At 34.9% G+C, this 20,701-nt stretch carries 13 protein-coding genes, 16 tRNA genes and 2 rRNA genes; 1 reads left to right on the top strand and 30 read right to left on the bottom strand.

The window, feature by feature from the left end:
• The first annotated feature begins 240 nt into the window (after positions 1 to 240).
• Complete coding sequence (opuD, locus tag RCJ96_RS22090) at positions 241 to 1,791, top strand: glycine betaine transporter OpuD (RefSeq protein WP_000591594.1); 1,551 nt, start codon at positions 241 to 243, stop codon at positions 1,789 to 1,791.
• A gap of 103 nt (positions 1,792 to 1,894) precedes the next feature.
• On the opposite strand, the gene RCJ96_RS22085 is transcribed toward opuD, so the two are convergent.
• The 30 genes from RCJ96_RS22085 to RCJ96_RS21940 all read right to left on the bottom strand — a co-directional run.
• Positions 1,895 to 2,761: a GNAT family N-acetyltransferase gene (locus RCJ96_RS22085; RefSeq protein ID WP_416504352.1), complete on the bottom strand. Its 867-nt coding sequence runs from the start codon at positions 2,759 to 2,761 to the stop codon at positions 1,895 to 1,897.
• 156 nt (positions 2,762 to 2,917) lie between these two features.
• A complete protein-coding gene (locus RCJ96_RS22080) occupies positions 2,918 to 6,028 on the bottom strand; it encodes a leucine-rich repeat domain-containing protein (protein WP_446699843.1) in 3,111 nt (1,036 codons plus the stop codon).
• Positions 6,029 to 6,157: 129 nt separating this feature from the next.
• Entirely contained in the window at positions 6,158 to 7,333 is a 1,176-nt protein-coding gene (gene yhbH / locus RCJ96_RS22075) for a sporulation protein YhbH (protein ID WP_000503513.1), read from the bottom strand.
• A 446-nt stretch (positions 7,334 to 7,779) separates the two neighbouring features.
• Positions 7,780 to 9,675 (bottom strand): PrkA family serine protein kinase, encoded by a 1,896-nt coding sequence (locus RCJ96_RS22070; RefSeq protein WP_000353280.1) that lies wholly within the window; start codon positions 9,673 to 9,675, stop codon positions 7,780 to 7,782.
• Positions 9,676 to 10,068: 393 nt separating this feature from the next.
• Positions 10,069 to 12,138 (bottom strand): sensor domain-containing protein, encoded by a 2,070-nt coding sequence (locus tag RCJ96_RS22065; protein ID WP_416504783.1) that lies wholly within the window; start codon positions 12,136 to 12,138, stop codon positions 10,069 to 10,071.
• 127 nt (positions 12,139 to 12,265) lie between these two features.
• Entirely contained in the window at positions 12,266 to 12,754 is a 489-nt protein-coding gene (trmL, locus tag RCJ96_RS22060; RefSeq protein WP_000538147.1) for a tRNA (uridine(34)/cytosine(34)/5-carboxymethylaminomethyluridine(34)-2'-O)-methyltransferase TrmL, read from the bottom strand.
• A gap of 58 nt (positions 12,755 to 12,812) precedes the next feature.
• Positions 12,813 to 13,700 carry an amidase domain-containing protein gene (locus RCJ96_RS22055; RefSeq protein WP_416504782.1) on the bottom strand — a complete coding sequence of 296 codons (888 nt, stop codon included), beginning with the start codon at positions 13,698 to 13,700 and terminating at the stop codon, positions 12,813 to 12,815.
• 44 nt (positions 13,701 to 13,744) lie between these two features.
• Positions 13,745 to 14,887, bottom strand: coding sequence for a tRNA epoxyqueuosine(34) reductase QueG (gene queG / locus RCJ96_RS22050; protein WP_000345218.1), 1,143 nt, complete (start codon positions 14,885 to 14,887; stop codon positions 13,745 to 13,747).
• A 198-nt stretch (positions 14,888 to 15,085) separates the two neighbouring features.
• A tRNA-Gly gene (locus RCJ96_RS22045) sits at positions 15,086 to 15,159 on the bottom strand.
• Between the two features lie 115 nt (positions 15,160 to 15,274).
• Positions 15,275 to 15,928, bottom strand: coding sequence for a DsbA family protein (locus RCJ96_RS22040; RefSeq protein ID WP_000842719.1), 654 nt, complete (start codon positions 15,926 to 15,928; stop codon positions 15,275 to 15,277).
• Between the two features lie 188 nt (positions 15,929 to 16,116).
• Positions 16,117 to 16,893, bottom strand: coding sequence for a transglycosylase domain-containing protein (locus tag RCJ96_RS22035; protein WP_000664707.1), 777 nt, complete (start codon positions 16,891 to 16,893; stop codon positions 16,117 to 16,119).
• Positions 16,894 to 17,379: 486 nt separating this feature from the next.
• Positions 17,380 to 17,841, bottom strand: coding sequence for an NUDIX hydrolase (locus RCJ96_RS22030; protein ID WP_074608259.1), 462 nt, complete (start codon positions 17,839 to 17,841; stop codon positions 17,380 to 17,382).
• Between the two features lie 121 nt (positions 17,842 to 17,962).
• Positions 17,963 to 18,682, bottom strand: coding sequence for a YebC/PmpR family DNA-binding transcriptional regulator (locus RCJ96_RS22025; protein ID WP_000532946.1), 720 nt, complete (start codon positions 18,680 to 18,682; stop codon positions 17,963 to 17,965).
• Positions 18,683 to 19,014: 332 nt separating this feature from the next.
• Positions 19,015 to 19,096: transfer RNA gene (locus tag RCJ96_RS22020), tRNA-Leu, on the bottom strand.
• 10 nt (positions 19,097 to 19,106) lie between these two features.
• Positions 19,107 to 19,177: transfer RNA gene (locus tag RCJ96_RS22015), tRNA-Cys, on the bottom strand.
• A gap of 14 nt (positions 19,178 to 19,191) precedes the next feature.
• Positions 19,192 to 19,266 (bottom strand) — tRNA-Gly (locus tag RCJ96_RS22010).
• A gap of 5 nt (positions 19,267 to 19,271) precedes the next feature.
• Positions 19,272 to 19,346 (bottom strand) — tRNA-Gln (locus RCJ96_RS22005).
• 63 nt (positions 19,347 to 19,409) lie between these two features.
• Positions 19,410 to 19,485 (bottom strand) — tRNA-His (locus tag RCJ96_RS22000).
• Positions 19,486 to 19,504: 19 nt separating this feature from the next.
• A tRNA-Trp gene (locus RCJ96_RS21995) sits at positions 19,505 to 19,578 on the bottom strand.
• Between the two features lie 7 nt (positions 19,579 to 19,585).
• Positions 19,586 to 19,669 (bottom strand) — tRNA-Tyr (locus tag RCJ96_RS21990).
• 10 nt (positions 19,670 to 19,679) lie between these two features.
• Positions 19,680 to 19,755, bottom strand: a tRNA-Thr gene (locus RCJ96_RS21985).
• A gap of 18 nt (positions 19,756 to 19,773) precedes the next feature.
• A tRNA-Phe gene (locus RCJ96_RS21980) sits at positions 19,774 to 19,849 on the bottom strand.
• Positions 19,850 to 19,858: 9 nt separating this feature from the next.
• Positions 19,859 to 19,934: transfer RNA gene (locus tag RCJ96_RS21975), tRNA-Asp, on the bottom strand.
• 3 nt (positions 19,935 to 19,937) lie between these two features.
• Positions 19,938 to 20,014, bottom strand: a tRNA-Met gene (locus RCJ96_RS21970).
• Between the two features lie 24 nt (positions 20,015 to 20,038).
• Positions 20,039 to 20,114 (bottom strand) — tRNA-Val (locus tag RCJ96_RS21965).
• Between the two features lie 5 nt (positions 20,115 to 20,119).
• Positions 20,120 to 20,194: transfer RNA gene (locus tag RCJ96_RS21960), tRNA-Glu, on the bottom strand.
• A gap of 17 nt (positions 20,195 to 20,211) precedes the next feature.
• A tRNA-Ser gene (locus RCJ96_RS21955) sits at positions 20,212 to 20,303 on the bottom strand.
• 2 nt (positions 20,304 to 20,305) lie between these two features.
• Positions 20,306 to 20,380, bottom strand: a tRNA-Asn gene (locus RCJ96_RS21950).
• Between the two features lie 8 nt (positions 20,381 to 20,388).
• Positions 20,389 to 20,504: ribosomal RNA gene (gene rrf / locus RCJ96_RS21945) — 5S ribosomal RNA — on the bottom strand.
• Between the two features lie 100 nt (positions 20,505 to 20,604).
• Positions 20,605 to 20,701: ribosomal RNA gene (locus tag RCJ96_RS21940) — 23S ribosomal RNA — on the bottom strand; the annotation flags it as partial.

Below are 20,701 nucleotides of genomic sequence, written 5' to 3'. Positions count from 1 at the left end.
TCACGAATTTAACATAAAATCTGGATACAACAATATAAAATGCAATATTTCATATTATTTCTTCTTACATTTTGTACATATCGTGAACAATTTCCCCACTATCTAACTTCCAATAGTTATGAATCTATAGCGATTAAACAGTCCTTTTACACATGTTGAAAATCGAATTTTTTGACAATTACCCCTTCAATTGTTATGATTAATATAATTGTTAACTTTATTAAACAAGGGTGGGATTCTATGATAAAAAAAGAAAACAGTGTATTCTATATCTCCATCTTGCTAACAACATTATTCATCATATGGGGAATTACCCCGGCAAGTTGGATACAAGGCTATGATTTACAAAGCGTTACATCTTCTTTAAACTCATTTATCCTCAATAAATTTGGATGGTTTTACTCTCTACTTATGACTGCAATGATTATTTTAGCCACGTATTTAGCATTCTCTAAATACGGTTCTATTCGTCTTGGTAAAGATGGAGAAAAACCAAAGTATAGTTATCCATCTTGGCTATCCATGTTGTTTGGAGCAGGAATGGGAATTGGACTCCTCTTTTATGGAATCGCTGAACCGATTTCACATTTTACAGATCCATTAACAGGAAAAGCAGGTACAGAGGAAAGTGCCAAACTCGCTATGCAATATTCATTTTTCCACTGGGGCCTCTTTCCATGGGCACTATACGCAATGGTTGCTTTAACAATTGCATATTTCACATTCCGCAAACAAAAAGGTAGCACAATTGGCGCTACAGTTACTCCATTATTTAATCGATCGAAAAATTCTCCTATCGGAAAAACAGTTGATATTTTAGCTGTTTTAGCCACAGTATTTGGTATTGTGCCATCTGTTGGGATTGGTGCTCAACAAATCGCCGGAGGATTAAGCTATTTATTCCCTTCTATTCATAACACTTTACTTACACAGCTCGTACTTATCGCCATCTTCGCTGTTTTATATTTAACAAGTGCACAAACAGGCTTAGATCGTGGGATTAAATATTTGAGTAACTTAAATTTCTCTCTTGCAGGTATATTACTCGTCTCCTTTTTACTTTTAGGACCAACTGTATTTATTATGAAATATTTCACATCTACACTCGGTTCTTATATTGGAGCTTTACCTAGTATGGGATTAAATTTAGGAGCATTTAATGAAAAATCTTCTTCTTGGATAGAAAACTGGACTATTTTCTATTGGGGATGGTGGATCTCCTGGTCTCCATTCGTCGGTACATTCATCGCCCGTATTTCTAAAGGGCGCACAATAAAAGAATTTATTTTTGGAGTTGTATTAGTCCCAACTCTCATCTGCACATTTTGGTTTGCAGTATTTGGCGGCACCGCTATCCATATGGAAATGTTCCAATCCCTTGGAGTAGCTGATGAAATCGCAAAAAACGGGACAGAGATTGGACTATTTGCTGTTATTTCACATCTACCGTTCTCTACATTTTTAACAATTATCGGGTTAATTTTAGTAGCCACATTTTTCGTTACTTCTGCCGACTCGGCAACATTTGTTGTTTCTATGCAAACGAGTAACGGAAGCTTATCACCGAAAAATAGTTTGAAACTTATATGGGGATTGACAATCGCGATAATCGCAGCTATTTTATTACAAGCTGGAGGATTAAATGCACTACAAATTGCAGCTATAATCGCAGCACTACCATTTTCTATCGTAGTCGTTCTTATGGTTACTTCGCTCTTTAAAGAGCTCCGAAAAGAAGATATTAATTCGCAAACGAAAGAAGTTCCGAAAAAAATAAAAAAGGTTATGTAACAATTAGCGCCTCAAATTACTTCTAAATCCGTGATGAATGAGGAAAAAAGTAAATGAATAAAACCCATTCATATGAAATATCATTTTCATATGAATGGGTTTTTTACTCTATTACATAGTGCTGTAAACAGGCTTTCTCTTCAAAACCTACTTTCTTGTACAACTTCATCGCACGATCATTATTCGTATTCAAACATAGTTCTATCTCTCTCATCCCTTGGAACGAGAAAATATACTGAATTGCAACTTGTAATAACCGCTCTCCGACACCTTTTCTTCTACTATTTTCAGCAGTTGCAATAAATGCGATATTCGCTTCTTGAAACTCCGAATTTACTTCAACATATACGTAACCTTCTAACTTCTCTTTCTTCATACTTACAAATAATTTATTCGTATCACTTAAACGTTCAATAATTTCATTTCCTTCATAATATGTATTAGGAAAAACATAATTGTGTAAAGCGACAAACTGCCCAAACACTTTTGGTAAAGCTTCTTCTACATTACATATACTGCGCTCTTCCACAGTATTATAACTTAAACTGAAAATACTATGTCGATCTTGTTCTTTTGCATGTAAATTCTTCATTAAGCGGGCACAATTATTATTTTCCACATGATAAAAACCATAAAACTTTTCAATATGAAAAGGCACCTTTTCTATAAGTTCCTTCCACATATGTACAGCAACTTCTTCCCAATTCTCTGCTTTAATAAACGGTCCCCATATCTCTGCACATTTCTTTACTTCATCTACATCAAACCCTAATACACCAATTATTTTATTATTTTCATAAGTAACAACAAAAGATTTTTCCCAACCTATATGAGAAAAATCATGAAGAATTGTATGTAACAACTCCTCTTTCTGATCTCCACAATAGCCAACATGATGAATAGCATCTTTATTCATATTCGCAATAAATGATGCAATTTCTTCAACCTTTGAAATTGAACTAACATACATAATCTCTCCTCCTTCTCTAATATATTCACACCTTTTCCATTTATCTCCTTCTAAAAAAGACATCACCATAAGCATATTTCAAAATGAAATCGCCATGATAATGTCTTCTCACAAACCCCTATAATCATCTTACGTTATAATAAGATAAAACGTTTTTTATTTCTTAAATAATTTCTTTCTAAATACAAACATACTCATCGCTGAAAGAACTAACGCTATGCCTGAAAGTAATGTTGATGTATTCTCTTGTCCACCTGTTGCTCCTAATGATTTCTTACTTTCTTCTTGCTTATTAACAGCTGGTTTATTTTCTTTCATGTTTTGATTCTCTACTACTTTTTCTTTCCCAACTTGATTGTTCACGTTTGTTTCTTGAGCTACTGCTGATTGATTTATTGCATCTTTTGAACCTTCAACTTCTTTTCCTGGTTCTTTTACTTCTTTCGAGCCTTCAACTTCTTTTGTTGGTTCTTTCACTTCTTCTTTCGGACCTTCAACTTCTTTTGTTGGTTCTTTCACTTCTTCTTTCGGACCTTCAACTTCTTTTGTTGGTTCTTTCACTTCTTCTTTCGGGCCTTCAACTTCTTTTGCTGGTTCTTTTACTTCTTCTTTCGGGCCTTCAACTTCTCTTGCCGGTTCTTTTACTTCTTCTTTCGAGCCTTCAACTTCTTTTGCCGATTCTTTCACTTCTTCTTTCGGACCTTCAACTTCTTTTACCGGTTCTTTCACTTCTTCTTTTGTACCTTCAACTTCTTTTACTGGCTCTTTTACTTCTTCTTTTGTTTCTTCAACTTCTTTTACCGGCTTTTTTACTTCATCTTTTGTACCTTCAACTTCTTTTACCGGTTCTTTCACTTCTTCTTTTGTTTCCTCAACTTCTTTTACCGGTTCTTTCACTTCTTCTTTTGCTTCTTCAACTTCTTTTGTTGGTTCTTTCACTTCTTCTTTTTCCACTATACTCTGTATAACTGTTCCGTTAAACCTTATGCTAATTCCATCAGAATCTAAATCAAATTTATATACCTTTTCACCTGGGGTATTCCATTTTATTACTCCGTTATTAAACGTCCCTCCTTCGCTTATCAATTTAATATTCTCAATACTTTCTCCTTCTAAATCATATACAGGAACTTGAATTTCCTCATTTACTTTCGCTTCACTTAAAACGAGTTTTTGTCTTCCCACATCAATTGAAAACCACTGACCTAATTGTATTAACGGCCTTACATCACGAATCTCATTTCCAGATAATTTTAAGCTAAGTAAATCTAGCATGGAACCGAGAACCGATACATCTTTAATATGATTGTCCGCAAGATTTAACCATTGTAGATTTTTTAATGCAGATAGTGGTGTTATATCCTCAATTTGATTATGAGATACATTCACATCGTTCAACTTTTCTAAGTTCGAGATAAATTCGAGATTCTTTAAACCTACTCCTTCTAAAGTGAGTTTTTCTAAGTTCGTCATGTACTCTAAACCTGTTATATCTTTTATCTCTTTTCCTTTTTCTTTAAGTATCTCTAATTTTTTAATCTGTAATAAATCTTCTTTTGTGATAGGAGCGTTTAAATTCTCTCTACCTAAATTCTCTTTATTAATATGTTGTTGTAAAGTTTTATCGAGAATTACACTTTCCTTTTGTTCATTATCCTCTTTTATTTCATCTAACCTTTCAACAACATTTTGAATTACTGTTCCATTAAACTTAATACGATTCTCTTCTGGCTTTATATCTAACATAAATTCGTATGTTTTTTCACCGGTAGTACCCCATTTAACAGAACCATTATTAACTATTCCATCTTCACTATTCAATTGAATAGTATCAATTGGCTCTCCTTGTAAATTATAGATAGGTATTTTAACTTCCTTATCTTTTTCTACATCATCTAAAAAGATTTTTTGTCTTTGAATATCAATATACATTCTTTTTCCTAGCTCTTGAACCGGTCTAACATCACGAATTTCATTTGAACCTAGTTTTAAATCATATAAACTTGTTAATTGACTAAGTGGCGTTATATCTGAAATAAAGTTTTCTTCTAAATTTAGTTTTTGTAACCCTGATAATTTTGATAATGGTGTAAGATCTACTAATTCATTTTTGGAAAGCCCTAATTCAATTAATTTATTCATTCCATTAATATGTTCGACATTACTCAATCCATTATTGCTTATTTCAAATGTCTTTAAATTCTTTAATTGGTGAACTCCTTCAAGACCTGCATTACTAATTTGATTATTTGCTACAGTTAAAGTCCTTAAAGATTTCACTGTAAATAATGGTTTTATATCTTTTATATAATTACTATTTAAATCTAGCAATTTAATCTTCTTCATTTGACTTAGTGGGCTTAAATCTGAAATTTTATTATTTCTCAAGCTTAAACTCTCAATATGTTCTAACTCAGCCAAAGGTTCAATATCTTCAAGTTCGGCATAGGTTATACTTAATGATTTTAATTGCCTCAAATTCGAGATAAATTTTATATTTTCTAACTTAACTTCTTCCAACGTTAAGTTTTCTAAGTTCGTCATATATTCTAGACCGCTTACGTCTTTTATTCCTTTACTTTTAGCTTCAACGACTATTAAAGATTTAACTTTTAATAAATCTTCCTTAGTTATTGGCGCATTTAAATTCTCTCTATTCAAGTTATATTTATTAATATGCCTTTGTAATTGCTTATCTATTATTACATTCGCATCTTGTTGATCCACTTTATCCTCCTTATTTTCCTTTTGTTCTTCTGGAACATCTTTATCTAAATTCAATGTATTTACTTCAAATTGTACTTGGTACTTATTATCATAGGCCATTGTTGGAATATAAATATGCATTTGCATATTATATCTTTTTCCTAATTCCCCCACTTCAAACTGAATCACTTTCGTTCCGTTTTTCTTTTTATCTTCTGCTATTACTTTTACATCATGAAACACACCAGGAGTATGAATATCTTCTGTTTTCAAGTATTTGAAGAAATCACTATCACTTAACGTTGCCGTTACAATTTTCTTTCCATTCTCAATCGTTAACTTAGGATCCTTTATATAAACAGCTGCCATAGACTCCTCATTCGTTTTATCTTTATATGCTTTCATAACAGCATCATATGTACCATCTTCTAAAGCATATCCCTTTTTATTCGCCTCAATTGCCACTGCCGCTAAAGCAGGTGTTGAATAAACAGCAAACGGCAGTGATAACGCCGCCACTATAACCATTGCATTTATACGTTTTCTTTTATTTTGTTTCAACCTTACATCTCCTCCGAAATATATAATTCGAAATGTAATCATTTCTCGAATAAATGATAATGATTTTCATTATCATTGTCAATTAAAAAAATAAAAAGTTAACAAAAAAATAACCCCTTTTTAAGGGGGCTATGCCATTTTCTCTCCTGATTCTTCTCTAAAGAAGCTCTTCATCGCATGGAATACATCTGCTTTTTGCTTTAAAATATAATATCTGAAATTCTCATCTTTAATATTTTTATAGGCTGACATAAGTGTACTATGGCGGTTGTACTGATTCACTTCCCCATATCCAAACATGTTACACTTCTTCATTAACTCTTCAACAAGTTTTACACATCTAGCATTATCTGATGTTAAATTATCACCGTCTGAAAAATGGAATGGATAAATATTATAGCGGTCTGGTGAGTATTTATTATCAATTAGCTCGAGTGCTTTTTTGTATACAGAAGAACAAATTGTTCCACCACTTTCTCCTTTTGAGAAAAACTCTTCTTCTGGAACTACTTTTGCCTCCGTATGATGGGCAATAAATTCAATATCTACTGTTTCATACTTTGTACGTAGAAATCTCGTCATCCAGAAAAAGAAACTACGTGCCATATATTTCTCCCATATGCCCATCGATCCACTCGTATCCATCATCGCTAATACAACAGCTTTTGAATCTGGCTTTAATACTTCATTCCAAGTGCGGAATTTTAAGTCTTCTTGGTGAATCGGATGGAAAGATGCTTTACCACGCATCGCATTTCGTTTATATGCGGATATCATCGTTCTTTTCTTATCGATGTTGCCCCATAATCCTGTTTTTCTAATATCATTAAATTCAACATGTTCAATCCGGTTTTCATCCATTTCTTTTCTCTTTAAATTAGGTAATTCTAATTCTTTGAAAAATGCTTGCTCTAATTCCAAAATAGAGACTTCAGCTTCATAATAATCTTCTCCAGCCGCATCCCCTGCTCCTTGCCCTTTTCCTGGTCCTTTTTGCTTTTGACCACCTGATCCATCTCTCGCAACGACATCACCAACTTTGCTGTCACCATTTCCTTGCCCAACATGTTTGTTTTTATCATAATTGTACCTAATCTTATATTCATCTAAAGAACGAATCGGTATTTTGACAACATCCTTACCATTAGACATAACAATGCTTTCTTCTGTTACAAGATCGGGTAAATTATTCTTAATTGCCTCTTGTACTTTCTCTTGATGGCGTTGTTGGTCGTCATATCCTTTGCGATGGAGGGACCAGTTTTCCTGTGAGATCGTATAATTTGGTTGGTTTTCTTCACCCATTTCTTTCCCTCCTTACTGTAATTGTCTTCCTATATGAACAGCAAGCTAGAAATTTTGTTTTATACTGTGCAAGCTAGAATGAAAGGTAACTGCCCATCAAAAATCATCCCATAAACATATATAACGTTTTTCATATAATACTCCGAGCATCCTAAACAAAATTTTCCCACTCACATACTAGAAAGAAACATTCAGCCGTTGATAAGAAAGAAACACAATGCATAGTTGCACACATTTACACTTTGCAACATATTGTATTGTGTTGGCTTTTTTCCTATGAATGGTTGGTTACTCTATCATATGCATATTGTAAAAATAATTGACAATAAATTCATGAAATTGCATCTTAATTTATTACATTTGGACAAGGTATGACACTTTACACATATGAACGGATAATAAAACGCTGTCCCGCAAAATACAAGAGACAGCGTTTTGTTATCAAACTATCGGTTTAGCAGGCTACCTACATAGCGTAATAATTCATTTGCTGAAGAAGAATTATAGCCATGCTCATCAATTAAGCGTGCAACAACATCATTGATTTTCTTAAGCTGATTTTCATCCGGTGTTTTCGTTGATGTTGTAATTTTCACTATATCTTTTAAATCAGCAAATAGCTTCTTCTGAATCGCTTCACGAAGACGTTCGTGCGAATTATAATCGAAGCGTTTTCCTTTACGTGCATAAGCAGAGATGCGAATTAATATTTCTTCTCGGAATGCTTTTTTAGCATTTTCTGAGATTCCAATTTGCTCTTCAATTGAGCGCATTAACTTTTCATCCGGGCTCATTTCTTCACCTGTTAACGGATCACGTAATTTCGACTTATTGCAGTACGCTTCAACATTATCTAAGTAATTATCCATAAGTGTCTTAGCGGATTCTTCGTACGAATAAACAAATGCTTTTTGTACTTCTTTTTTAGCAATTTCATCGTATTCTTTTCTCGCTAATGAGATGAAATTCATATAACGCTCCCGGTCTTCATTACTAATCGATGGATGCTGATCCAATCCATCTTTTAACGACCTAAGCACATCTAATGCGTTAATAGATGGTACCTCTTTTCGAATAATTGTAGAAGAAATGCGGTTAATAACGTAACGAGGATCAATACCTTTCATACCCTCATCTTGATATTCGCGTTGCAACTCCTCTACATCAATCGCATTATAACCTTCTACCGTTTCTCCATCATACAAACGCATCTTTTTAATTAAATCAATATCTGGACGCTTCGGATCTTTTAATCTAGTTAAAATCGTAAACATTGCTGCAACCCGAAGTGTATGCGGTGCAATGTGCACATCGGACACGTCACTTTCACGAATCATTTTTTCATAAATATGTTCTTCCTCACTAACCCGTAAATTGTATGGGACCGGCATTACGATAATACGCGAATGTAATGCTTCATTTTTCTTATTTGCTATGAAAGAACGATACTCCGTTTCGTTCGTATGCGCTACGATTAATTCATCTGCTGAAATAAGCGCAAATCTTCCTGCTTTGAAATTCCCTTCTTGCGTAAGCGATAATAAATGCCACAAAAATTTCTCGTCACATTTTAACATCTCTTGGAACTCCATCATCCCACGGTTTGCCTTATTTAATTCTCCATCGAATCGATAAGCTCGTGGATCTGATTCTGAACCATATTCTGCGATTGTTGAAAAGTCCAGACTACCTGTTAAATCAGCAATATCTTGTGATTTAGGATCAGACGGGCTAAACGTACCAATCCCTGTACGGCGATCTTCCGAGAAGAAAATACGCTCTACAACTACATCCTCAATTCTTGAACCATATTCTTGTTCTAAACGCATCACATTTAGTGGTGATAAATTCCCTTCAATTCTTACTCCATACTCATCAAAGAAATCATCTCGTAAATGATGCGGAATTAAATGAAGTGGATCTTCATGCATTGGGCACCCTTTAATGGCAAAAATTGCTCCTCGATCTGTTCTTGAATATGTTTCTAATCCTCGTTTCAACATCGTAACTAATGTTGATTTACCTCCACTAACAGGACCCATTAATAATAAAATACGTTTTCTAACATCTAATCGTTTTGCAGACGGATGAAAATATTCCTCTACAAGACGTTCTAAAGCATCCTCTAACCCAAATAGCTGATTACTAAAGAAGTTATACTTTCTTCTACCATCAACTTCTTCAATTCCAGCATCTTTTATCATATTGTAAATGCGAGAGTGTGCTGTTTGAGCCACCCATGGTCTTTCCTTCACAAGCTCCAAATACTCCGCAAACGTACCTTCCCATTGTAAGCGTTCTTCTGCTTCTCGATGCTGTTCAATTTTTTTTAGAATATCCATTATAGCTCCTCCCCCATCTCCTTGTTCAATCGGATTATTATAAAAGGTATGCTAGGATGTCCTCAAACATTCTTTAAATCAAAATGAAATATACAGTAGTGCTATAAAATTCTCTCCAAAATTCAAAGAAAATTCTGTATAATATAGGTATTAAAGTTTTTACACCGCTATTCATTTTAAATAAATTCTTTTCTTCTAAGAACCTTACATACATTTCGATTCATATTTCAGATTCGTAAACTGAAAAAACAGGAGGGATATTAGTATGAAATTATTATTAATTTTAGGTGTATCACTCACATTTCTTACAGCTATTTTTACATCTGGTTACAATGATAAACCCGGTACACATAAAAAGTGATGTGCTTCTTAGCACATCACTTTTTTTATCAATTATTTATAATACACATTTTCCACATCATATTTTGATAAAGGGCGGCTATAATAATAACCTTGTACAAACTTCACATTCTTTTCCTTCAAAAATTGTATTTGTTCCGCTTTTTCTACCCCTTCTGCAATTACATCCAATTCTAATGTATGGGCTAAATGAATAATTGCAGCCGTAATATTCGTATCGCGTTCATCTACATGTATACCTTCCATAAAAGAACGATCAATCTTCAAAGTATCAATTGGATACGTTTTTAAATAACTTAAAGATGAATACCCTGTCCCAAAATCATCTAAATGAATCTTTAAATTTTGTTCTTTTAATTGTAGCAATACTCTTTTCGATATATCTTTATGTATAAGTGCTCCTTCTGTAATCTCTATCGCTAATAAATGAGCTGGTACATTGTACTTATGTAAAGCTCGTGTAATCATCTCTATTAATGTAATAGAGCGAAAATGTCTGGCTGAAATATTAACTGCAATCGGGACAACTTCATATCCTTTATTTAACCATTCACGTATTTGCCGACACACTTCATTTATTACCCATTCATCAAGCTTAATAATAAATCCTGTTCTTTCTGCTAGCGGAATAAATTGATTGGGAGAGACAAATCCTAATTCTTTATTCTCCCACCTTATTAAAGCCTCCATACTAGCTATTTTTTTCGTTTCAATATTCATTTGCGGCTGATAATATAAGAAGAATTCATTTTTTTCTATAGCACGATGTAATTGGTTTTCTATTATAAATCTTTTTTCACGCTCACAATCTAATCCATTGCCATAAAAATGATAATGCCCTTTTCCTTTTTCTTTTGCTTTTTCCAAAGCAGCATCAACTCTTTGAAATAATATTTTTTCATCTTCTCCATCTGTTGGGGCCATTACAATTCCAATTGACGCACTTAAATACACGTCCTCTTCTTCGATTACAAAATGTTCACTAATCTTTTTTTGTATGCTTTTTGCAAATACTTCTACACGTTCTTTCGTTATATTTTCTATTAACATAACAAATTGATCATCGTGTTCTCTAAATAAGTGCATATCGGGTATTTGAAAACTGCTTAAACATTCTGTAACTTTTTGTAACACTTTATCTCCTTCTTTATGACCAAACGTATCATTAATAAGGTGAAATTCATCTAAATCTATAAAGATAAACGCAAAAGCTACCTTCTCATTTAAAAAATCATTTAACTTATTTGTACATGAAATTCTATTCATTAATCCTGTTAGCTGATCATAATAAGCTAAATATTCCGTTCTCATTTCATTTAATACTTGCTTTGTAACATCCCTTGTAACAATATATACTCCAACAATTTCACCATTTACAATAATCGGGATAGTTCTCAAGGAAATATAGAGCTCGTACCCTTCTTTATGAACATATTTCTTTGAAACAATTTGCTTTGCTCTTCCTTGCATGGCTTCTTTAAATATAATTTGAAAATCTTTTTCATATTCTTTATTAATAAATTCAAAAATAAACTTATTATTTAATTCTTCAAATCGGTATCCAAATATTTCATACGTTGCTGGATTTGCATATGTAATTCTTCCTATAGAATCTATAGATATGATGGAGTCATTATTATATTCTAGTAATGACTTAAACAGCATTTGTTTTTCCTCTATCTCCATCTTCTCCTCTATTTGAGCTGTAATATCCCTTGTAATACAAATAATAAACTGACATACTCCTTCTTCGTCAAATACAGGATTCAGTGAAGATTCATAATGTAGCTCACCCTTTGGTAAACTAACTACATCACAAAAAGTATGTGCTTTCGCTTCGCTCGCTACTTTTGCATATTGCACTTGCAATATTTCCGCCGTATCTTCCGGTAATACTTCTGCAAAAGTTTTTCCATAACATTCTTCACTTAGCTTCGCATAATCCATACCTAATTTATTTACATAAATATATTTAAATGTTTCATCATCAATAACTTTCACAATAAATACTAAATCTTGAATAGCATGTAATAATCCTCTTCTTATTAAATCCATATCTATCATACTTAAAAAGGTATTTTGATTACTATATTGTTCCTTCATATTTATCTCAACCCGTCTGATCTATTTTTATTCATATATCCCATTTTATATGAATATGTACCCTTTTTTAAATGTATGATTACATATTATTTTTATTTTTAGAAAAAAAGTCGCCATATGGCGACTTTTAATAAACAATTTCTAAATCTAATCCTGGATAATTTTGTTGACGGAATGCTTCATAAATTAAAATAGCTGCTGTATTAGATAAATTTAATGAACGCACTTTATCAGTCATTGGAATACGTAAACAATGATCGAAATTTTCTTCGATTACATTAGCTGGTAAGCCGTTCGTTTCTCTTCCAAATACAAAATAGTAATCCTTCTCACGTTTGCTATAATCAAACGCTGTATGAGCTTTCTCGCCATACTTTGTTAAATAGAAGAATTCACCGTCTTTATTTTTCTCGTAAAACTCTTCAATTGAATCATAATACGTAATTTTCACGTGCTGCCAATAATCTAATCCTGCACGCTTTAACATTTTATCATCCGTTGAAAATCCAAGCGGTCTAATCAAATGTAATTCTGTTCCAGTTGCTGCACAAGTACGAGCAATATTCCCTGTATTTGCTGGAATTTCTGGTTGATATAAAACAACATGTACTCCCACGCGATATTCACCTCTGTTTTTTGTCTACTACGTATTATACCACTTGAGCGAAAAATCTCTACCCATTAATAATATGAAAGAATTTATATTTCATTTGTGGTGTATATTTACTAGAATCTTCATAGTTCCAATAACGCCGACGGCTATTCGCTGAATGTGCATTTACAAGTGGCATACCATCTGCGTCTTTTGCTACTACAATCGTCGTATGATTCCATCTACCATCATCCTCGAAATCATAAGCGATAACATCACCAAGAATAAGGTCCTCTGGTCTTTCTACTGCTTCTGCTCGAAGCCCTGTTGTAGCACCTGACAAATACCAATAAAAAGAGTGCGCGACAGCCCAGCTCCAACTCCATTGATTCTCCCTTTGCCACCATCCTTTACGAATATTAGGGTATCCATTCATTGGTACTTCTCCAGTATGAAGACATTGAGAAATAAAATTCGTACAATTATCAGGGAAATTACGATATGCAGGGTTTCGATCATCCCACCAACGCTCTGCATATTTAACTGCCTCTAAACGGTTGTACTGATAGGAACCGTACTTCTCTTTTGTAACTTCCCTTTCTAATGTCTCACTCATTCCAACTGCTTCTGGCACTTCAATAGCATAATCACCTATTACCTGGCTATTATTTAAACAAACTCTTCGTTTTAATTGTTCCTCTTCAATATAAAATAATTCTTTATGCTTAATTAAATATTTAAAATGTATTTGATAATCAATTTCTTGATGATTGCTATTATTTAATTGCCTCATGAAAGAAACATCCGCAGTTGCTTTTACTATCTCTGCATTACGCTTTTGAAATAATTGTTTCTTTCTCTTTGCTATTTGTAATAAATCTTCAGCAATCCCATCTACATTTGTTCGTTTCTCTGTTACATATGCTAAAAATTGTTGTACCTGCTTTTCAATATTTATTTTTACAACCATTTCGTCTCCCTCCCATATTACAATATGAAAAAGGGAGATATTATCTACTCTTTTTTCTGCGCTAACAGTTCAAGTCCGCGATTCATTTCATGAAGAACCTCTTCGTCTTTCTCACGTTGCATCGCTTTTTCAATAGCTTCGCCCACGCCGTCTCCACCAATTTTCCCAAGCGCCCACGCTGCCGTCCCGCGAAGCACTGGTCTTGGATCATCTTTCATAACACCTATTAAATCTGGAATTGCTGATGCTTCTTTAAAATGTGCAAGTGCCAAAATCGCATTTCGTTGCAACGGTTTTTTACCTCTCCATGAACCAGACATAATTCCATATTTCTCTTTAAAATCACGATTGCTAATTGTTAAAAGCGGTGTTAATAACGGCTTAACTAACTCAGGATCTGGTTCCATCTCAGGGTGATTATGAAAATCCATTCCTTTATTTTTCGGACAAACTGTCTGACACGTATCACATCCATAAATACGATTACCTATTTTGTCGCGATATTCTTCCGGTAGGAATCCTTTCGTCTGTGTTAAAAATGCTATACACTTCTTCGAATCTAACTGTCCTCCTTGTATTAAAGCACCTGTAGGACAAATATCAATACACTTTGTACAGCTCCCGCATTGATCTTCTATCGGCTGATCTGGTGGGAATGGAACGTTTGTAATCATTTCTCCTAAATATACATACGAACCAAATTCTGGTGTAATAATAGAGCAATTCTTACCGCTCCATCCAATACCAGCACGCTCTGAAACAGCTCGATCACTTAATTCACCCGTATCAACCATTGACTTAACTTCTATATCGGGAAGTTTTTCGATTAAATATGCTTCTAATTTCTGCAAACGATCTCGTAAAACTAGATGATAATCTTGTCCCCAAGAAGCACGACAAAAAATCCCACGGCGTTCTCCACGCTTACTTAATGGTGCATTTTTTAATTTTGAAGGATACGCTAATGCAATCGCAATAATTGATTTTGCACCAGGTAATAGAAGCTGTGGGTTCGTTCTCTTTTCTATATCAGGCTCTTCAAATCCAGATTGATAATTTAATTGTTGCTGCTGGATTAACCGCTGCTTTAATTCTTCAAATGGTGAAGCACTAGCAAAGCCTATTTTATCTATACCAATCGTTTTACTATACGCAATGACATCTTGTTTTAATTGTTCAAAATCCATTCCTAATGCCTCCTCAGATGAATTCACCCTTTATGTAACGTCTATATTAGTTAGCAATTCACTTTTGGAATACTATTCTTTACTTCTATTTTCGCATACAATGATGTTTTTAAAACATTAAAAAACGCAATGCCTCGTTTATCTCGGAAACGAAACACTGCGTTGATCACAATTTATAGAAAAACATTTAATAAAATTTGGAGCGGGTGAAGAGAATCGAACTCTCGACCAGAGCTTGGAAGGCTCTTGTTTTACCACTAAACTACACCCGCAAATATGAAATACATATAAGATATTGGAATAACTTATGTAAAGTAGTATAGCATGTTAGAAAAGTGTAAGCAAGAATTTTATCGAAAAAAGTCGAAAAAGTGATGAGAGGACTCATCACTTTTTCAATTCTTTATCAATTGCCGCCTTCATACTATCAAAATCAGGATTTGCAAGATTTCCATTCACATATACCGAAGGAGCACCTTGAACTTTTAATTTTTGAGCACGATCTGAATCTTTACGTACTTTTTCTTTTATTTCTTTACTGTGTAAATCTTTTTTAAATTGTGCTATATCAACTTTCGGAAGCTTCTCTTTCACAATGTTAAGAAGTAATTCTTCTGTAATCCATTCTTCTGTGTCTTTCTTTTGACTTTGATAAATCTCATCATAGAAAATCCAGAACGAATCTTTATCTTGTTTATAAATTGCTTCACCAGCTGCTGCACCTAAATCAGAGTCTTTTCCGATAAATGGGAAATTAATAAAGTATAACTGCACTTTACCTTTGTCGATATACTCTTCTTTTAATCGTGGTAATACTGTTACATCCCAAGTACGACAAGCGGGACATTTGAAGTCTCCAAATTCAACTACCTTAACTGGTGCATCATCTTTCCCTAAAGATTGTTGTGTGGAATAAGCAAACATCTCATTCCCTTTATCTTTTTTGTCATTTATGATGCTATACGCAATCGTCCCGATTACAATCAATACTGCAATGGAAAAAACTATACCAAGAGCCATGAGTTTGTTCGATGATTTCATATACATTCCTCTTTAAATTCATATTCTGTATACAGCATTGTACACAATACACATAATATCAATACTTACATACGTCACGCAATGAACACGCTCACATAAATTACAAAAATACAACAATTGTGACGATATTGTGTCACAATTTGTCACAATTTATTCAAAAAAAAGAAGCTCCTATGTAGGAACTTCCCTTAGCTTACTGCTTTTTCGCGCGCATGATTTAACATCGACCGCTCTGTTTTTATATCATGACGAATGACTAATTTCTCACTAACCGCTTGCATATACTCATCATGATTGATATAGCCTTCTTTCTCCATTAATCTCAAAACAACGTTACGTCTCTCAACTGCTTTATCGTAATTTTGTGCAGGTGAGTAATAAGCGGGTGCCTTTACTACAGCAGCCATCATTGCACTTTCAGCCAACGTTAATTGGCTCACCTTTTTACCAAAGTAAAGGTTTGCTGCTTTTTCAATTCCCCATGCTCCTTCTCCGTAATAAATATTACTTACATATAATTTTAAAATTTCATCCTTTGTAAATGTACGTTCAATTTTTTTCGTATAAAAAATTTCTTTCCACTTACGAGAAAATGTACGTTCATTCGTTAAAAAAGCATTTTTTGATAACTGTTGTGTAATTGTGCTACCCCCTTGCACAACACCACCAGCTTTTATATTCTCAACAGACGCCCTAATAATCGCTATATAATCTAAACCGTTATGATGATAAAACCTTTTATCTTCTGTCGCAATAAATGCATGTGTTAATGATTCTGGCACCTCTAACTTAGCCGGTACATGTAATTTACTAATATCACTTTGCTCGATCATTACATTTCCAATGAATAATAACGTAAAACTTAACAATAATAATAAAATAATGGCTTTATAAAAAAACTTAGTCATTGGATTTAATGCAACTTTTTGATGATAGTTCACCCTAGATAATACTCGTTCTTTCATCTTAAACACCTCTTTTCCACACAGCGTATAACTCTTACTTTAAGAATACCTTGTTGTAAAAAAATATCCCATCGATTTCTCTTACACGTACCTTACATCATTGTAAGGTATAAATTGAAACTTTAATCAGACCACAACAATCTGGCTGCCCGGCGAATAGCAGGATAAAAAAGTATTGTATCACAGTCCTTTTTTATCTACTATTCATCTGAAATATTGAATATAGATTATGTTAAACCCATAACAGGTTACACCTTAAAGCTATTATACTTTCTCTATTAAAGTGCTCTATTTTCATTATATCATCTACAAATATATATACTTTTAAGCATCTAGTAATCTAAATGTATATAATATATCATACATTATACAGAACGAATGTTCTCCAAATCAATACTAACACTACTATTATTTTGACCTTTTTCTTAAACAGTATACAAAAAAGAGTAGTGATTTGACTGTATCTCAAATCGGCTACTCTTTTCTTTACAATCTTCCTATTAAGTTATACGGCTGCACTTCCCACGTTTCATACGGAATAAAATGTTTTGCTCTCATCGCATCAAGCGTTCTGGATTTCATATGAGGACGCGTTACATACTCATCTATGTTCTCTTCATTTAAAGCAACAAATTTAGCCTCTTGTATTTCTTCATGTTGAATTTTTATTTCACCGCTCACATATGCAACTTTAAAAACGACAGCTAAAATATGCATAGAAGCATTATAGTAAACACCTGTAACTCCAATTGGCTTCACAGTTAAACCCGTTTCCTCAAGCATTTCCCTACAAACAGCTTGATCGAGTGCTTCCCCTTCTTCTACCTGTCCTCCTGGCAACTCCCACGTATCAGCTCGCCAGTGTACCTTTGCTAATAACACTTCATCTTTTTCATTTGTTAAATAGCCTGCTACAGCAACGATATGTTTTGGTGTTTTATGTTCCATGTTAAGCCTCCTAGCAATAATGAATATTTCATATATCCCTATAAGCATATTCCCTGTTTACAATAAAATACCTTTATTAAAAAAGCCCCTATTCGTTAAACGAACAGGGGCTTTTATCGTATTATTCTCCTAAGTCTACGTTGTGATAAACTTGTTGTACATCTTCTAAATCTTCTAATGCATCAACCATTTTTTCAAATTGTGCTTGTGCATCTTCAGGAAGTGTTACATCGTTTTGTGCAAGCATTGTTAATTCGGCAACTGTAAATTCTTCAACACCCGCATCTTTAAGAGCAGATTGTACTGCGTGGAATTGATCTGGTTCAGCATACACGATAACAGCATCTTCTTCTTCAAGAATGTCACGTGCATCTACATCTGCTTCCATTAAAATCTCAAGAACTTCATCTGATGTTTTCCCTTCAAGGCCGATAACAGCTGTTGCATCAAACATGTAAGCTACAGAACCGTTCACACCCATATTACCACCGTTTTTGCTAAATGCAGCTCGTACATCTGCTGCAGTACGGTTTACGTTGTTTGTAAGTGTATCTACAATTACCATAGCTCCATTTGGTCCAAATCCTTCATAACGAAGCTCGTCATAATTTTCTTCTGAACCACCTTTTGCTTTTTCAACTGCACGATCGATAATTGTTCTTGGAACATTGTATGTTTTCGCACGTTCTAATACAACTCTAAGCGCTTGGTTTGATTCCGGATCTGGCTCGCCTTGTTTTGCCGCTACATAAATTTCACGTCCAAATTTCGCGTATATACGGCTAGTATTTGCATCTTTTGATGCTTTTTTATCTTTAATATTATTCCATTTACGACCCATACTTTCCACTCTCTTTCCCGTTTTAAATCTACATAAAAATATTAATATGAAATATCATGTGTGTTCAACACATTTTTAAAAGAAATATAAAAAGTTCATTTTTGATTCATATTACAGACATAATATAAATCACTATCATTTTGTTCTTTCGACAAGTTATATTATACATGAATTCCTACGTTTATTACGAATTTTAGAAGCACATAACATAATTTAGCAAAAAAATTCTACCATTTCATCAACACACTATTTATGCTTATTTTGTAGTGTGATGAAAATATAAAAAGACCCTACACATTTGGTGTAGAGTCTTTTTATTACGCCGTTCGTGATACCGATGGTCGGGGTCGAACCGACACTCCCGAAGGAACACGATTTTGAGTCGTGCGCGTCTGCCAATTCCGCCACATCGGCACAAAAGAAAAGGCGGCAACCGGATTTGAACCGGTGATAAAGGTTTTGCAGACCTCTGCCTTACCACTTGGCTATGCCGCCATATAAAATTTTACTGGAGCGGAAGACGGGATTCGAACCCGCGACCCCAACCTTGGCAAGGTTGTATTCTACCACTGAACTACTTCCGCAAAAATGGCTGGGCTAGCTGGATTCGAACCAGCGCATGACGGAGTCAAAGTCCGTTGCCTTACCGCTTGGCTATAGCCCATCGAATTCTTACTTAATTATATGTAAGTATCCATTAGATTATTTATAATTTTTAAAATAAAAATGGGGCGACTGATGGGAATCGAACCCACGAATGCCGGAGCCACAATCCGGTGCGTTAACCACTTCGCCACAACCGCCATGTTGTGTAAATATATTTGGCAGGGGCAGTAGGAATCGAACCCACACTGGAGGTTTTGGAGACCTCAGTTCTACCTTTAAACTATGCCCCTATGTAAATGGTGGAGGGGGGCAGATTCGAACTGCCGAACCCGAAGGAGCGGATTTACAGTCCGCCGCGTTTAGCCACTTCGCTACCCCTCCGAAACTTACATGGTGCCGGCTAGAGGACTTGAACCCCCAACCTACTGATTACAAGTCAGTTGCTCTACCAATTGAGCTAAGCCGGCGTATTTTATTAAAGTAAATGGTGGCTCGGGACGGAATCGAACCGCCGACACGAGGATTTTCAGTCCTCTGCTCTACCGACTGAGCTACCGAGCCTTATTAAAATGGCGGTCCCGACCGGGGTCGAACCGGCGATCTCCTGCGTGACAGGCAGGCATGTTAACCACTACACCACGGGACCATTTGGTTGCGGGGACAGGATTTGAACCTGCGACCTTCGGGTTATGAGCCCGACGAGCTACCGTGCTGCTCCACCCCGCGATAATATTATTCATATAGTTTATATGGTGGAGGATGACGGGATCGAACCGCCGACCCCCTGCTTGTAAGGCAGGTGCTCTCCCAGCTGAGCTAATCCTCCAAAAGTGGTGACCCGTACGGGATTCGAACCCGTGTTACCGCCGTGAAAGGGCGGTGTCTTAACCACTTGACCAACGGGCCAAATATTATAAATCCTATGGCGGAGAGCAAGGGATTCGAACCCTTGATACGCTTGTGACGTATACACGATTTCCAATCGTGCTCCTTCGGCCAACTCGGACAGCTCTCCAATGGCTCCGCAGGTAGGAATCGAACCTACGACCGATCGGTTAACAGCCGATAGCTCTACCGCTGAGCTACTGCGGAATAATATTGCCTGGCAACGTCCTACTCTCACAGGGACAAGGTCCCAACTACCATCGGCGCTAGAGAGCTTAACTTCCGTGTTCGGTATGGGAACGGGTGTGACCTCTCTGCCATCATTACCAGACATTATTCTTTTGAGACAATCATTATTATAACTTATTTTCTTTAAAAGTCAACAAGTTTTTTATGTTCTCTCAAAACTAGATAACATTGCTACATATTATATGGTTAAGTCCTCGATCTATTAGTATTCGTCAGCTCCACATGTCACCATGCTTCCACCTCGAACCTATCAACCTGATCATCTTTCAGGGATCTTAC

The organism is Bacillus sp. BSL6 (genome assembly GCF_052928345.1).
Note: the sequence above shows the minus strand (reverse complement) of the source record. Positions and strands in the feature narration are given on the sequence as shown.

Coding starts and splice junctions, on each gene's coding strand:
- RCJ96_RS22035 (WP_000664707.1), bottom strand. CDS start 16,893: ATGAAAGAACGAGTATTATCTAGGGTGAACTATCATCAAAAAGTTGCA.
- RCJ96_RS22070 (WP_000353280.1), bottom strand. CDS start 9,675: ATGGATATTCTAAAAAAAATTGAACAGCATCGAGAAGCAGAAGAACGC.
- RCJ96_RS22025 (WP_000532946.1), bottom strand. CDS start 18,682: ATGGGTCGTAAATGGAATAATATTAAAGATAAAAAAGCATCAAAAGAT.
- RCJ96_RS22055 (WP_416504782.1), bottom strand. CDS start 13,700: ATGGTTGTAAAAATAAATATTGAAAAGCAGGTACAACAATTTTTAGCA.
- RCJ96_RS22040 (WP_000842719.1), bottom strand. CDS start 15,928: ATGAAATCATCGAACAAACTCATGGCTCTTGGTATAGTTTTTTCCATT.
- RCJ96_RS22065 (WP_416504783.1), bottom strand. CDS start 12,138: ATGAAGGAACAATATAGTAATCAAAATACCTTTTTAAGTATGATAGAT.
- opuD (WP_000591594.1), top strand. CDS start 241: ATGATAAAAAAAGAAAACAGTGTATTCTATATCTCCATCTTGCTAACA.
- yhbH (WP_000503513.1), bottom strand. CDS start 7,333: ATGGGTGAAGAAAACCAACCAAATTATACGATCTCACAGGAAAACTGG.
- queG (WP_000345218.1), bottom strand. CDS start 14,887: ATGGATTTTGAACAATTAAAACAAGATGTCATTGCGTATAGTAAAACG.
- RCJ96_RS22085 (WP_416504352.1), bottom strand. CDS start 2,761: ATGTATGTTAGTTCAATTTCAAAGGTTGAAGAAATTGCATCATTTATT.
- RCJ96_RS22030 (WP_074608259.1), bottom strand. CDS start 17,841: ATGGAACATAAAACACCAAAACATATCGTTGCTGTAGCAGGCTATTTA.